Source organism: Robiginitalea aestuariiviva (genome assembly GCF_029537735.1).
Classification (GTDB): domain Bacteria; phylum Bacteroidota; class Bacteroidia; order Flavobacteriales; family Flavobacteriaceae; genus Robiginitalea; species Robiginitalea aestuariiviva.
This window is the reverse complement of record NZ_JARPUQ010000001.1, coordinates 614,668-628,921: the sequence shown is the minus strand read 5'-3', so window position 1 is coordinate 628,921 and position 14,254 is coordinate 614,668. Positions and strand designations below refer to the sequence as shown.

General features: G+C 55.5%; 11 protein-coding genes. 3 read left to right on the top strand and 8 right to left on the bottom strand.

All coding sequences use genetic code 11. The annotated features are described in order from the left end of the window. The first annotated feature begins 31 nt into the window (after positions 1-31). Entirely contained in the window at positions 32-502 is a 471-nt protein-coding gene (locus OZ410_RS02800) for a CBS domain-containing protein (RefSeq protein WP_277706388.1), read from the top strand. A gap of 412 nt (positions 503-914) precedes the next feature. Here the strand turns inward: OZ410_RS02800 and OZ410_RS02795 are convergent, their stop codons facing one another. Together OZ410_RS02795 and OZ410_RS02790 are read right to left on the bottom strand one after the other, a co-directional pair. Continuing rightward, positions 915-4,055, bottom strand: coding sequence for a VPS10 domain-containing protein (locus OZ410_RS02795; protein ID WP_277706387.1), 3,141 nt, complete (start codon positions 4,053-4,055; stop codon positions 915-917). Between the two features lie 29 nt (positions 4,056-4,084). After that, positions 4,085-5,374, bottom strand: coding sequence for a serine hydrolase domain-containing protein (locus OZ410_RS02790; RefSeq protein ID WP_277706385.1), 1,290 nt, complete (start codon positions 5,372-5,374; stop codon positions 4,085-4,087). A gap of 192 nt (positions 5,375-5,566) precedes the next feature. Here OZ410_RS02790 and OZ410_RS02785 point away from each other — a divergent pair, with 192 nt between their 5' ends. Next, positions 5,567-5,896 (top strand): single-stranded DNA-binding protein, encoded by a 330-nt coding sequence (locus tag OZ410_RS02785; RefSeq protein ID WP_277706384.1) that lies wholly within the window; start codon positions 5,567-5,569, stop codon positions 5,894-5,896. Between the two features lie 118 nt (positions 5,897-6,014). Further along, complete coding sequence (locus tag OZ410_RS02780) at positions 6,015-6,389, top strand: hypothetical protein (RefSeq protein WP_277706383.1); 375 nt, start codon at positions 6,015-6,017, stop codon at positions 6,387-6,389. An 8-nt stretch (positions 6,390-6,397) separates the two neighbouring features. Here the strand turns inward: OZ410_RS02780 and OZ410_RS02775 are convergent, their stop codons facing one another. The 6 genes from OZ410_RS02775 to metG form a co-directional block, all read right to left on the bottom strand. Further along, positions 6,398-6,619, bottom strand: a complete 222-nt coding sequence (locus OZ410_RS02775) for a hypothetical protein (protein WP_277706382.1) — start codon at positions 6,617-6,619, stop codon at positions 6,398-6,400. Positions 6,620-6,675: 56 nt separating this feature from the next. Continuing rightward, a complete protein-coding gene (locus OZ410_RS02770) occupies positions 6,676-7,197 on the bottom strand; it encodes a ferritin (RefSeq protein ID WP_277706381.1) in 522 nt (173 codons plus the stop codon). A gap of 51 nt (positions 7,198-7,248) precedes the next feature. Beyond that, positions 7,249-8,151: a histone deacetylase family protein gene (locus OZ410_RS02765; protein WP_277706380.1), complete on the bottom strand. Its 903-nt coding sequence runs from the start codon at positions 8,149-8,151 to the stop codon at positions 7,249-7,251. A gap of 12 nt (positions 8,152-8,163) precedes the next feature. Beyond that, complete coding sequence (locus OZ410_RS02760) at positions 8,164-10,533, bottom strand: hypothetical protein (protein ID WP_277706379.1); 2,370 nt, start codon at positions 10,531-10,533, stop codon at positions 8,164-8,166. Between the two features lie 122 nt (positions 10,534-10,655). Further along, positions 10,656-12,086, bottom strand: coding sequence for a hypothetical protein (locus OZ410_RS02755; RefSeq protein ID WP_277706378.1), 1,431 nt, complete (start codon positions 12,084-12,086; stop codon positions 10,656-10,658). Continuing rightward, positions 12,083-14,158 (bottom strand): methionine--tRNA ligase, encoded by a 2,076-nt coding sequence (metG, locus tag OZ410_RS02750; RefSeq protein ID WP_277706377.1) that lies wholly within the window; start codon positions 14,156-14,158, stop codon positions 12,083-12,085. Before metG ends, OZ410_RS02755 begins: the two co-directional genes overlap by 4 nt. Between the last annotated feature and the right edge of the window lie 96 nt (positions 14,159-14,254).

Below are 14,254 nucleotides of genomic sequence, written 5' to 3'. Positions count from 1 at the left end.
TACATGTTCACCTAACAAAATAAACAAGTCCATGGCAATCAAGAGTTTTCAAGGCCGCAGGGCCCGGGAGGTCTCGAAAAAAGAGTACGACGCCCCCATATTGGTAACGGACTATATGAGTCAAAAGCTCGTTACTTTCCATCCCGAACAATCCATTCTCGAGGTCATGGAAGCCTTCACCAAACACCGTATTTCCGGAGGACCGGTACTGGACGATAATGGTTTTCTGGTTGGGATTATCTCGGAAGCGGACTGCATGAAGCAGATTTCCGAAAGCCGATACTTCAACCAACCCATCCTCGATAAAAATGTGGAGCGGTTTATGACCAAGGAGGTGGAAACCATCCCCCACGATATGAGTATTTTCGATGCCGCCGGGGTGTTCCACAAGAACAACCGCAGGCGCTTACCCGTAATGCGGGACGGGTTGCTCATCGGCCAGATCAGCCGCAAGGATATTGTGGTTGCGGCCCTTAAACTCACGGCACATAACTGGAAATAATCCTTCCCCTTTATCGGCAGGACCACCTGGGAGCATTCGGTAGCGGTTTCCGGGCAGGACTTCGTATCCGCGATCGTAAACCCAGAACCAGGAAAGGCCTGCCGGCCCCTTTTCGCTATAGGTATGGGCCCTGAAGGAAAATCCGGCCTCCAGCAGGGAGTCGCGCCCCAGGATACGTTGGGGAAAGGTTTCTCCCCAGTGCTGCAGGATGCGGTAATTTTCCCGTAGGATCCGGTTGATATTTCGAATGGTACGGTTCTTTTCCCGGTTCCTGCGGTTGTGGTAGGCATTACGGCAGGGGTCCGAACAGAACTTTTTGTCTGTCCTTCCCCTAATGGGGCTGTGGCATTCCGGGCAAAGGGGCTTTTCCATGCCCCCAAGATCACCGCCTCCCCTGAAAAATCCCAGCAGCTTATTCAGGCCGCAGCAGGGCAGGCAGTCCCAGTTCCCGGTATTTTTGGTTGTAGGCTTCCATTCCTTCTTCTACAAGCTGGTCCCTTTTCCGGGCCAATTGGCCCCAGGCGGCCATCAGGTCCTGCAGGCGTTCCCGTGCCCCGGCCGTTACAGCCGGTTCGGCAGCATCCACATAGGATTTCAGGTACATGAGCTCTGCGTTCAGCTGGTTGTTGTAGTTGATTACATCCTGGAAGGTTTTCTGTTTGGGCTGAATCAATTCCTGTTCCCATGCCGAGATTTCTTCCAACAGGGCTTTGCCCTGTTCCAGCAGGGGTTGGGCGTCTTCCCGTCCTTCCAGCAAAGTCGCATAGCCCTCCAGTTGGTCCTTCACCTTCCTGAGGTCATTCACAGCCTGGTGCATGTCCCGGATGGCTCCTTCAATTTGCATCAATACAGTTTCCTGCTCCTGGTAGGCGGCATCCGAAGCCTCAATTCCCGGGTGGGGTAAGATGCTGAAGGCCTGTTCTGCAGTGGATTCCCCCAGCTGCAGCCGGGCGGTATAGGTGCCCGGGGCTACGATCCCACCGCTGTAATCCCCATAGACAAAAACCCCGTTGACCGCCGGGAGCGGATCCCTTCGGAAATCCCAGACAAAGCGGTTCATTCCTGCTTTGGCGGGCAGAGTTTGGGGCTTATCCGGCCCTCCAGGCCAGGATTTGAAGGCCTTAGGGGCCTGGTTGGTCAGCGTCCGGACCACCTTACCGTCTTTCAGGATTTCCAGCTGCAATTTAGCCGAATCGGCCGCTTTTTCCAGGAAATAGCTCAGCATAACCCCGCTTTTCGGGTTCTGTCCCAGGCCGGGCACCGGTTTCTCGGAATGCCCGCCTATAAACCGATAAGTGTCCCTGGGCGTCACCAGGATAAGGGGGCTGCCGGCAGACCGGGTTTGCTGCAGGGGGGCCAGGTCATCGAGGATCCAGAAGGCCCGCCCGGCCGTAGCGGCTATCAGGTCATTGTGGCGGAAGGTAAGGTCGTTAATGGGGACTACCGGAAGGTTTAGCTGGAATCGCTGCCACAACCCGCCCCCGTTCAGTGAAATGTACAGTCCCGTTTCGGTGCCCGCATAGAGCAGGCCGGGCCGAACCGGGTCTTCCCGCACCACGCGTGCAAAACCATGGGGGTCGTCCAGCCCTCCGGTAATCCGGGTCCAGCTTTTGCCGTAGTCGGTCGTTTTATAGATGTAAGAGTCCAGGTCCATGGCTTTGTAGCGCATCAGGGTGATGTAGGCCGTGGCCGGATCGTGGGGAGACACTTCGATGCTGTTTACAATGCCCCGGGACATGCCCTCCGGGGTTACGTTTTCCCAGGTTTCACCCCCATTGCGGGTTAGGTGGACCAACCCGTCGTCGCTCCCGGCCCAAAGGATACCAGCCTGGTGGGGGGAGGTGGCCAGGGACATGAGCGTATTGTAATTTTCGCCCCCTGCCGCCTCGTTGGTATAGGGTTGCCCCCCGGGGCCCTGTTTATCCGGTTCGTTCCGGGTCAGGTCCGGGCTGATCACCGCCCAGCTAAGCCCACCGTCTCGGGAGCGGAAGACCACATTCCCTGCATGGTAGATCGTATTGCGGTCGTGAGGGTCGGTCAGGATGGGGGCGTTCCAGTTATAGCGGTAGCGGAAATCCTCCGGGGCGTTGCCCAGGGAAAGTTCCGGGTATTCCTTGATGGCCTTGCCCTCGCGACTGGCTGCCAGCCAGCGTTCGATAATGCCCTGATAGCACCCGCCATAGACCACTTCGGGGTTATCCGGGTCAAAGGCCAGGAAAGCACTTTCGCACCCGGCTACGGAGTACCAGTCTTTCCAGTCGATGCCTGCATAATTGGTCCGGCTGGCAATGGCAATGGCCGAATTGTCCTGTTGCCCGCCGTAGACGTAGTACGGAAAGCGGTTGTCTGTAATCACCCTGTAAAACTGGGCGGTAGGCTGGTTTTGCTGGGTACTCCAGCTTTGACCCCCGTTGTTGGTGATGTTGGCCCCTCCATCGTTGGCATTGATCATCCGGTTGGGGTCGTTGGGGTTGATCCACAGATCGTGGTTGTCTCCGTGGGGGGTAGGTACAGGCTGAAAGGTCTTCCCCCCGTCAATGGATCGGGTTACCGGGGCATTCAGTACATATACCCGGTTGGGGTCTGTGGGGTCTGCAAAAATTTCCATGTAATACCAGGAACGGGCCACGTTAATGCGGTCCTTGTTGACCTGTTGCCAGGTGTCTCCCCCATCGTCCGAGCGGTATACCCCGGCTTTATCACCATCCGCTTCCAGGACGGCATACACCCGGTCCGAAAGACCTCCGGAGGCCGAAATCCCCGCTTTTCCGAAGGCTTCAGGCAGGCCCTTGGATAGTTTTTCCCAGGTAGTACCCCCATCGCGGGAGCGGAAGAGCCCGGATTGCGGTCCGCCGGATTCCATGGTCCAGGGGTAGCGCCGGTGCTGCCACATCGCTGCATAAAGTACCGCCGGGTTGTCCGGATCCATATGCAGGGAGGAAGCCCCGGTATCCGGCCCGGCATACAGGACTTTGTTCCAGGTAGCGCCCCCGTCCGTGCTGCGATACACACCCCGTTCCGCACTGGACCCGTACTGGGCGCCCTGCACGGCAACATAGAAGGTGTTTTCATCCCTTGGATCAATAATGACATCCGAAATATGGCGGCTCTGGTCCAGCCCCAGGTGGGTCCAGTGTTTGCCGGCATCCCGCGAAAGGTAGACCCCGTCTCCCATGGAGGTCATAACCCCCCGGGCGGCGTGTTCCCCCATGCCCACCAGGACCACGTTGGGGTTGCTGGCCGATACGGCGATGGCCCCGACCGTTCCGGTTTTAAAGAATCCGTCCGACACATTGGTCCAGTGCAGGCCGTCGTCCGTGGTCTTCCAGACCCCACCCCCGGTAGCGCCCATGTAGTAGGTGCCGGGTTGGGAGGCCACCCCGGCCACAGCCACGCTGCGCCCCCCGCGGAAGGGCCCGATGTTGCGCCACTGCAGCCCGGTGTAGAGGCTATCCTTCAGGGTTGGGGGAGGCGGGGCCTGTTTCCGGCGTTGGGGAAAGGCGGTAGCCACCACCATAAGGCAGGCAGCTACAGAGATCATCCAGGTTTTCATATGAGTCGTTGGTTTAGGCGTTGGGTGGTTTAATCGGCGATGGCGGCAAAGGTCATTTGGCGGAATTTCCATCCGGTTTCGTCGGTTTGGGTGTTCTGGGTTTGCTTCATGAGGATGCCGATCAGGCCTTCCCCGGGGTCGGCAAAGTACTGGGTGTTGAAATACCCGCCCCAGTCGAAGGTGCCGGGGCCGCCTTCCCCCCCGTAGGCCACCCCATTGGCATTGACCACGGCAAAGGCCAGCCCGAAATCCTTGGGCCCGCCGGCCCACATGTCTCCGATTTGGTTGGCCAACATGGTTGCTACCGTTGTCCGGCTCAGCAGGCGGGTGCCATTGTAGGTGCCCTGGTTCAACATCATTTGCAGGAAAATGGCATAATCCCGGGCCGTGCTCGAGAGGCCTGCGCCCCCGGCAAAATAGGTCCGGGCTCCGGATATGGGGTAATCGATATCGAAGACATCGGTCTGAAAGCGCTGCCATTTCCCTTCGGTATAATGCTGTACGGGTACCAGGCGGCCGGCCAGGGAATCCGGAAGGTAAAACCAGGTGTCTGACATCCCCAGGGGATCAAAAATGCGGGTTTTCAGGAAGGCATCAAAAGGTTGCCCGGAAACGATTTCCACCAGGCGGCCCAATACGTCCAGGCCCTCACTGTAGGTCCATCCTTCCCCTGGTGGGTGGTGCAGGGGCATAAGGGCCAGTTCGGGGATGTTGTCCTCCAGGCGGATCGGTTGTGCGGTAAAGGCGTCAATGATCCCGGCCTTGGCAAAGGCCTTGCGGAAGCGGGGGTCCCCGTCAATAATACCATATCCGATCCCGGAGGTGTGGCTCAGCAGGTGACGGATGGTGATGGGTTTTTCCAGGGGCGTTACCGTAAAGCTGCTGTCTGCCTCATTAAAGTTTTCCATCACGCCGGTTCGGGCAAATTCAGGGATATAATCGGAAATAGGGTCGTCCAGGCGGAAGTGCCCTTCTTCCCATAGCATCATGACCGCAGTACTGGTGATGGCTTTGGTCTGGGAAGCGATCCTGAATATAGCATCGGGGTTAAAGGCGGTGCCCGCCCCGGCATCGGACTGCCCGAAGGCCTTGTGGTACACTATTTTGCCGTGGCGCGCAATCAGGGCCACCGCCCCTGGGATCTGGTTTTCAGCTATGGCCCCTTCCAGCATCTGGTCAATTCGCGCCAGGCGTTCCGGGGAGAGCCCGGCGGCCTCCGGGGGGGCGGGGTGCAATGCGGTGGTAGTTTCGGGTTCGGGCTGCTGGCGGCAGGCCAGGGCCAGGAACAGCAAAAAAGCGAGGAATTTGGCGGATTTCATAATCGGTTGGGTTGGCGATGAGAGGAAAGATACACAATATTCCCTTTGGCAGGGGCGCTCTGGCATTCCGGGCTGGGGCAAGATCCGGGCGTGAATAAACGCGTATATCCGGATACAACTGCTTAATGTACGGAAGCAACTCGCCTGGCCCCATAGTTTTACCACCTGTAACCTTTCAAACCCATATTGCCTATGAATGCATTGCGAAACAAAGTACAACTGATCGGAAACCTGGGGCAGGATCCGGAAGTCAGCGACCTGGAAAGCGGAAAGATGGCCCGGTTTTCTGTGGCTACCAACGAAACCTACCGGAACAGTAAAGGGGAAAAAGTGACGGACACCCAATGGCACCAGGTGGTTACCTGGGGTAAGACAGCGGAAATCGTGGAACAGTTTCTGAAAAAGGGCCGGGAAGTTGCCCTGGAAGGGAAGCTTATTCACCGTCATTACGACACGGACGACGGGCAACGGAAGTATATTACCGAGGTAAAATGCACGGAATTGTTGTTGCTTGGGAAATAACCCCGGGCATCAAAGAACGATAAAAGAGGCTTTTGGCCTCTTTTTTTGTAGGATTCTACGGAAAAGGCGTAACTTAAAGTGTTCCCCCTCGTCATGTTAACAAACAAAGGCTTTACCCATGCCACGCATCTGCTGTTTCCTGTTGTTTTGCGCCCTTACCGGGCCGGGGCTGCTCTATGCGCAAAAGGACGAGACATCCTTTTATACCCGGATGGGGCAGGCAGACGGGTTGTTTGAGCAACGCATGCGTTTTACCGATGCCCAGGACGAATGGGATTACTGGAAAGACCAGCGCGCCTTTGAAAAATCCCTGGAGGGTCAGAAACCCCGGGCACACCGGATATATATCCGGGCCAAGCGGGGGGTATATGCATCCCATCATTGTCTGCCCGCATGCAACCATGGGGATTACTATTGGCTGCAGGCTTCGTATTATGCCCAGATGACCGGGGATACAAAAGGATTGGCCACCGTGGTTAACCGTCGGTACTAAGGGTGGGTTCAGGCTACCTGGGAGAAGCCTCCTGCAGGCTGCAGGGATTGGAGCAGGTCAAAGCAGGGGCACTTCTTACAGCGTTTGCTTTCACACTTCTTATACTTTTTACAGCACTTGGATTTACAGCCTTCGGGAGGGCAGGCAGCCACAGCCAGCGTAACCAGCCTTTTCTGGCGCAGTTTTTCGGCTTTCTCGGCCTTTTTGGATGTCTTTTTCTTCTTACCCATGACTGTATACAGTCAAAGGTAATAATTTTTAATAAATCTAAATAAGATTTAACATCTTAGGCAGGGCCTGTGCCTGAGGCAGCACTATCCACGGAAAGCTGCTGGATGTCCCGGTCAAAGAGATAAAGCCCGCCCTTGTCGTTGCCGATCAGGTTGATTTTATCCAAAATGGTGCGGGCCAGGGCTTCTTCCTCGATTTGTTCGGCCACATACCATTGCAGGAAATTATGGGTGGCATAATCCTTTTCTTCCAGGGTCACGTGCACCAGGTTGTTGATGCACTCGGAAACCATGATTTCATGGTCAAAAAGTTCCTGGAAAAGTTTCTGGAAGGAGCCAAAATCGGTAGCAGGGGCCGCAAGGTCCGAAACCAACGCATGACCGCCGCGTTCATTTACATATTTGACCATCTTCAGCATGTGCATCCGCTCTTCGTCCGAATGCCGGTACAGGAATTGGGCAATACCTTCCAACCCTTTTACTTCGGCCCAGGAAGCCATGGAAAGGTAGACCTGTGAGGATTCGGCTTCTACTCGGATTTGCGCGTTCAGCGCAGCTTCAACTTTTTTGCTCAGCATGGAACTAAATTTTATATAAAGGTACAAAACGGGAGCATTCCGGCCTGTGGTTCAGAAGTACAAATGTTGGGCCAGGCGGAAGGTCTGTGCATGCGCCTCCACAATAATCCGGAGTTGGGGGGAATACCCCCCGCCCATACTGCACTGTACCGGCAGGCCGTGATGCCGGCACCATTGCAGGACCCCCAGGTCCCGTTGGCGGCAGCCTTCCGGGGTCAGGCCCAGGGTGCCCAGCTTGTCGGTGCCCAGGATATCCACCCCGCAAAGGTAGAAGACAAAATCCGGCTGCACGCGCTCCCAAAGGGATTCCAGGCTTTCATGCAGGATGTTCAGATAGGCTGCATCATCCGTTCCTCTTTCCAGGGCAATGTCCCAGTCCGACACCTCCTTCTTGAAGGGATAATTCGCCTTTCCGTGCATGGAGAAGGTAAATACCTGGGGGACATCCCGGAAAATTTCGGCTGTGCCGTTGCCCTGGTGTACATCCAGGTCCAGGATCAGGATGCGTTGGGCCAGGCCGTTGGCAAGCAGGTAATGGGCGCCAATGGCCTGGTCATTCAGCATACAGAAGGCCTCCCCCCGGTCCGAATAGGCGTGGTGGGTGCCCCCGGCAATGTTCATGGCAATGCCGTGCTGCAAGGCGTAATGGCAACCCTGTATGGTGCCCTGTGTAATGCGGCGCTCCCGGGTTACCAGGGCCTCGCTCCAGGGGAACCCCACCTTCCGCATGGCTTTGGGGGGGATGCGCCCGGCACAGAGTTCTCCGTAATACTGCGGCGTATGCGCCCTCAGGATGTCGGCATCGTCCGGCAGCTCCGGGGCAAAAAAGTGCTCCGGGGTACAGGTGCCTTCATGCAGCAATTGCTGGGGCAATAAATCGTATTTCTGCATGGGGAACCTATGCCCTTCAGGCAGCGGGTGCTTGTAGATGGGGTGGTAAGCGATTTTGAGCACGTAGGGATTCCTTCAGGGATCGGCCTTGCTGGCGCGAATCACCCGCGAAATATAATCATCTCCGTTCACAATGCCTTCTACATAGAGGGTAAAGCTTTCCAGGCCGTAATCCTTCAGCCGAAGCGAGAATTGTCCGTCCGGGCCCGGCCTCAAATCCGGAATCCAGTCCAGGGTGCCGTAATGTTCAAAGAATGGTCCGCTGTGGGAGGCGTACACCGGGGTGTAATAGCGTTTGGGAATCCCAAAGGCCAGCGGAACATCGTAACTATTGAAGGCATTGCGGGAAGGATCGGACCCGATCCGCAAGTTCGGGTCGGTCACGATCCGGATCACACCCCCGCCACCCATAATTCCGGAGCCAATGCCCGCCGGGTTCACTTCAATGTAGTCGACAATATCAAGCCGGAATCGCCAAAGGATGTCAAAATCCGTAAGTAAAACCCCGTCCAGGTATACGATGGGTCGTGAATTATTGGGGGAATTGGGGTTACGGGCCCGGATCTGTACGGTGCCCAGGCCTTCGTCTACAATGTATCCCCTGCCACTTAGGTAGTTGCTCAGAAACTGGTTCCGCCTGGGGTCGTTCGTTTCAAAATAATCGAGTTTTCCAATTGAACGGTCCCGGAGCATTTCCATCCGGGTTCTTTGAAGGTTTTCGGTAATCACTACCTCTTCCAGCATTTGAAGCCGTTCCAGGTTTTCGAAGGATATTGGGGGGATATCCACTTCCGCCAGTCGCGCCCCAACCGGGTTGGGCAATACAACCGCACCGCCGGTTTTGAATTCGGGAATCCCCGAGGGTTTAAATTGTATATAGGCCCCTATGGGCCGGGACATCCCGTTTTCCTTTACGGCCGCCAGGGAAATTTTTTCACCTTCCCTTGGGAAATACCCATCCAGGCCGAAGGACTCCTGCCCGGGGAGGGTTTCTACAATTTGAGAGATATTGTTCGCGGTGGGTAAAATCAAATACTTCCCTTCCCGCGCAGCGTTTAATCGTACGGTTAGGGAAATGCCTTTCTCAAAGTCAAAAATGGGTTGGGGCGGTGGTTTTTGGGCCAGGGTATGCCAGTCGTAACTGCTCCACCCCTGGGTAAGCAGTAGGTTATCCAGTTCATATTGCTTTTTGGCATCCCAATCCTGGAAGTAGTATGAGGCCTGTTGGATCGGTCCTTTGACATATGGCTGTAACAGGGTATAGGATGGCAGGTTGTGGTGACTGCCATATGATTTGGTGCATTCGGGTAAGACGGATATGCTGAGGCTGCTGAAGTAGTTAGGATCGAGCTCCGGGAGGTGAAAGGTAACCTCGAGGGAGTCGGCAACCTGGCGCGTGTATGGCCCGTCGCTCCGATGGAAGACCAATCCCTGGGCATTGAAATACAGGCGCTCCAGTAACGGGGTCATATCCGCGTCAAAAAGGGTGAGGACATTCACCCCTTTGTACAGGTCCGATTTTCTAAGAATCTGAATTTGGGAGTCCTTTTCATCCAGTTGTATCGGGAGGGCTTTGATGCTATCCCCATTATGAAGGGTCAGGAGGTAGTTCTGGTTTCTGGTCGCTCGCTTTCCTTTGGCCTTGAATTCCAAACCAATTCGCGTGTTCATTTCGGTCAGTTTCATACCTATACCCTGGGATTCAGCCTGTGGAAGGGGAAGGCGATAGGTTTTTCCCTGGTATTCAAAAAAGGCCCAATAGGAGTCCCCTGCGCTTGGGGTAAGGGCAAACCGCCCGATCCCGAAGCGATTCAGTTTGAACCGGGTAATCTCCTGCCCCCGGTTGTCTTCAATGCGGCCTTCCAGACCTGCTGCCCCGAAACTGCGGGTATCTTTAATAATTACGCCATACACAGTCTCCACCCCGGTTACGGCATGCCCGCCTTCAGGCAGGAATTGGGCGTCCAGGCCGGGGGTTATTTCCTGTACGGGCAGGGCGGAATCCGTTTCGGGATCTACAATATTGAGGCGTTGTTCGAAATAGTTGGTTTCAGAAAAATTGCGCATCCAATTGGTATAGGCGCGGAAGGTATAGGTACCTGTTTGGAAAAGGCTGTCCAGTTCAAACAGGCCCTGGCCCACCCCATTGCTAATCTGCACCAGCTGAGATTTGACGATTCGCAGGTTGCTGTCCGCAATTACGCAGTACAGGTTCCGTGTTTCCTGGGAAGGGCGCTTGTTATCCTTGTCGTAAACGTAAGCTTTAAACCCAATGTCTTCCCCTTTCAGGTAAATGGATTTGTTCAGGTGCACATAGGCCACCTCCCTTGGGAGCTCACTGTATTTCTCAAAAGCCTGGAGGGTTTGGTTCACCGCGTCGGCAGGTTGCCCCAAGGCAAGGAATGGATACAGGGTGGCGAGCAGGAAAATGTAGACAATACGCAAGGGTTAGTGGGTTTAATGACATCCATAAGATACTAAAAAATGGCCATAGCGTAAGATTAAACCTACTTATGGAACGTATAACACCAGGGGATGCCTGTTAAGCGCCTTGTGCCTGAGGATAACTATCGCATGGAAAACCCCATAAGCGTAAAGGTTTTCTCTTTTGTGCGATTATACCCGTAGATCATGCGGTCCCCGAAAAGGAAAACATTTTCGTGGTCGATGCCTTTAAGCTGGGCTTCTTCCTGTTTATAGACCGCCAGGGTCTCGAAAATATTGATCCCGGCAAAGCCCTGTGCCTGCTCCAGATTTTCCGGGTTCAGCAGGGCCCGGGCATAGGTGGCCTCAGAGTTGCTCGCGGAGATAAAGAAGCTGAGCCCGATATTCAGACTGCCAAACTGAAAAGAACCCAGTGGGATTCCCGGATACATTGGGGTAGAGCGGGTACGCGTCCCCCCAAAAACCATTTTTGTTTTGCCGTAATAGGGTTCTGCGGTAATGCCCACGCGGCCGTCCATCAGGGTGGCCAGGAATTGCTTTTCGCTGGACAGCCGTTCGGATGCGGAGGAAAAGGAGCCATTATCCTGATAGATTTCCGAATTCAGGAAGGCGATGGGGTCCTTCTGGTTAAACGTCAGGGTCTTCACGGTCCGGTTATCTGCCAGGTCCTTAACCAGGATTTTGGCCTGTTTGCGGGAAACCAGGATTTGGTAAAGGTGGTTGCCGTAGAGGAAGGAATTGGATTTTTTGTTCCCGTTTAGGGGGAATTCATGGTAATCGAAGCCGTAATAGCGGATGGCGTACTGATTAGTGTCCAGGCTCAGATCAAAGAGCACCGTGGTCCCCAGGCGGTGGTCCGTGGTAATCTTCAGGCGGTTTCCCTGGGGATAGATTTTAAGGGTTTTTACCGCTTCCCCTAAGGGGGTAGGCAGGTCTGGTTCCACAAAAAGGATATTCCCTTTCTTGAAAACGTCCCGCAGGTCGCACTCACCGTTCCACTTTTCACAATAGCCGGCTTCTCCCAGGTCGTAGACTACTTTTTCCACCCCGGTACCGGAGAACGTATACCGGTTTACGATGGAACTCTTCTGGGTATAGGTAAGCAGGTGGAAGCGCCCGTTGTGCGATATGGCATCGATGGGTTTTTCCTTTTCCATGGGCAGGGCCACGGTAGTGCGGGTAACGCTGCCGTCCGGGGCCAGGCTCACTACCAGGAATTCCTCCTGGGAAGCTTTGGAGAAATACAGGTGCAGGGTCCCTCCCGGTTCCAGGGCATACCCCTGGCTCTTGTCAAAGCCCGAAACCTCCTTATAAATGGTTTGTTGCCCGGTCAGGTTAAATTGTCCGTCGTATTCCAGGAGGCTGAAAGCATTGGGATAGGTGTAAACCAGTAAGGTGCGCGATGCATGGTCCGTAATGGCAAGGCTGGAAGATGGCGTGCCATAAAGGGAAACCTCCACCGCATGGTGGGCCAGGCTGTCCTGCGCCCAGGCCCGGGGGTTTACAAAAAACAGGAGGAAAACGACTGCCAGGCGGATGCTTTGAGCCATCATCGGATAACCATCCCGTTGGCGATCGCGGCTTCGGGGGTCACAAAAACGAGCTTGCCCTCATGGTCCTCGGCCAGCAGGATCATGCCCTGGCTCTCTACCCCGCGTAAGGGGCGGGGGGCCAGGTTCACCAGCACGGTTACCTGTTTCCCGACCAGTTCTTCGGGTTTGAAATGCATGGCAATCCCGGAAACGATGGTGCGGGTATCGATGCCCGTGTCTACCTTCATTACAATCAGCTTGTCTGCCTTTGGCATTTTCTCGGCTTCCAGGATGGTCCCCACCCGGAGGTCCAGTTTGGAAAAGTCGTCGAAGGTGATGGTTTCTTTTTGTGGCGTAACCTGGGTTTCGTTCATGGCGTTGGATTTTTTGGTGGCTTCCAGCTTCTCCAGCTGGGCCTGGATTTCCGTGTCTTCGATTTTGCGGAATAACAATTGGGATTCCCCGATTTGGTGCCCGGCGGGCAAAAGCGTTTCAAGGGTGGAAAGGGATGTCCAGCTGGCAGCGGCTTCCGTATTATCCATCTGCAGAAGAAATTTGAGTTTGGCAGCGGTAAAAGGAAGGAAGGGCTCGCTCAATACGGCCAGGGCCGCCGCAACCTGCATCCCCACGTAAAGGATGGTAGCCGCTCGTTCCGGGTCGGTTTTAACCACCTTCCAGGGCTCTTCGTCTGCCAGGTATTTGTTGCCCAGGCGGGCCAGGTTCATCAGGTCCTGGGAGGCCTCCCTGAAGCGGAAGCGGTCCAGGCTATTTCCTATTTTTCCCGGATAGGTACGGATGGCTTCCAGGGTTTCCCGGTCGGTATCGGTCAGGGGGCCGGGCTGGGCCAGGCGGCCGTCCAGGTATTTGTGGGTGAGCACGGTAACCCGGTTTACAAAATTGCCGAAAATGGCCACCAATTCGTTGTTGTTGCGCGCCTGGAAGTCCTTCCAGGTAAAGTCGTTGTCCTTGGTTTCGGGCGCGTTGGCCGTAAGCGCATAGCGCAACACGTCCTGCATGCCCGGGAATTCCTCCAGGTATTCGTGCAGCCAGACCGCCCAGTTGCGGGAGGTGGAAAGCTTTTGCCCTTCCAGGTTCAGGAATTCGTTGGCCGGCACATTTTCCGGCAGGATGTATTCCCCATGAGCCTTGAGCATGGCCGGGAAGATAATGCAGTGAAATACGATGTTGTCCTTCCCTATAAAATGCAGCAACCGCGTTTGCGGGTCCTTCCACCAGCGCTCCCAGTCCTCCCCTTCGCGGGCCGCCCATTCCCGGGTGGAGGAGATGTAGCCAATGGGGGCGTCAAACCAGACGTACAGCACCTTGCCCTCGGCGCCCTCTACGGGTACCGGGATGCCCCAGTCCAGGTCTCGGGTTACGGCCCGGGGTTTAAGCCCGTCGTCTATCCAGGATTTACACTGGCCGTAAACATTGGGCTTCCAGTCTTCACGGTGCCCTTCCAGAATCCAGGATTTCAGGAAACCTTCGTACCGGTCCAGGGGGAGGAACCAGTGCTTGGTGCTTTTCAGGACCGGGATGGCCCCGCTGATCACGGATTTCGCGCCAATCAGGTCTGTGGCGTTCAGAGAGGAGCCGCAGTTTTCGCACTGGTCGCCATAGGCTTCTTCATACCCGCATTTGGGGCAGGTGCCGGTTACAAAACGGTCGGCCAGGAATTGATCGGCTTCGGGGTCGTAGAGTTGCTCGGTAACTTCCTCAATAAAATCGCCCTGGGTGTGCAGGGTTTTGAAAAAATCCGAGGCGGTTTCGTGGTGGATGGGGGCCGAGGTCCGGGAATAATTGTCGAAGGCAATGCCAAAATCCGCGAAGGACTTACGGATAATGCCGTCGTATTTGTCGATCAGCTCCTGCGGGCTTACCCCTTCCTTTTTGGCCTTCATGGGGATGGCCACCCCGTGCTCGTCGCTGCCGCAGACAAAGAGGACCTCCTCACCCTTAAGCCGGAGGTAGCGGCTGTAGATATCCGCGGGCACATATACGCCAGCCAGGTGTCCAATATGTATGGGGCCATTGGTATACGGCAGGGCAGCCGTTATGGTGGTGCGCTTAAAAGCGGGGTTCTTCTGGGGCATAGGCTGGGTTTGTTGCGCCACAAAAATAACCAAAATTGCCAGCCCCGGGGCAAGGGGGCGCCCAAAAGAAAAAGCCCCCGAGACACCGGACTGATA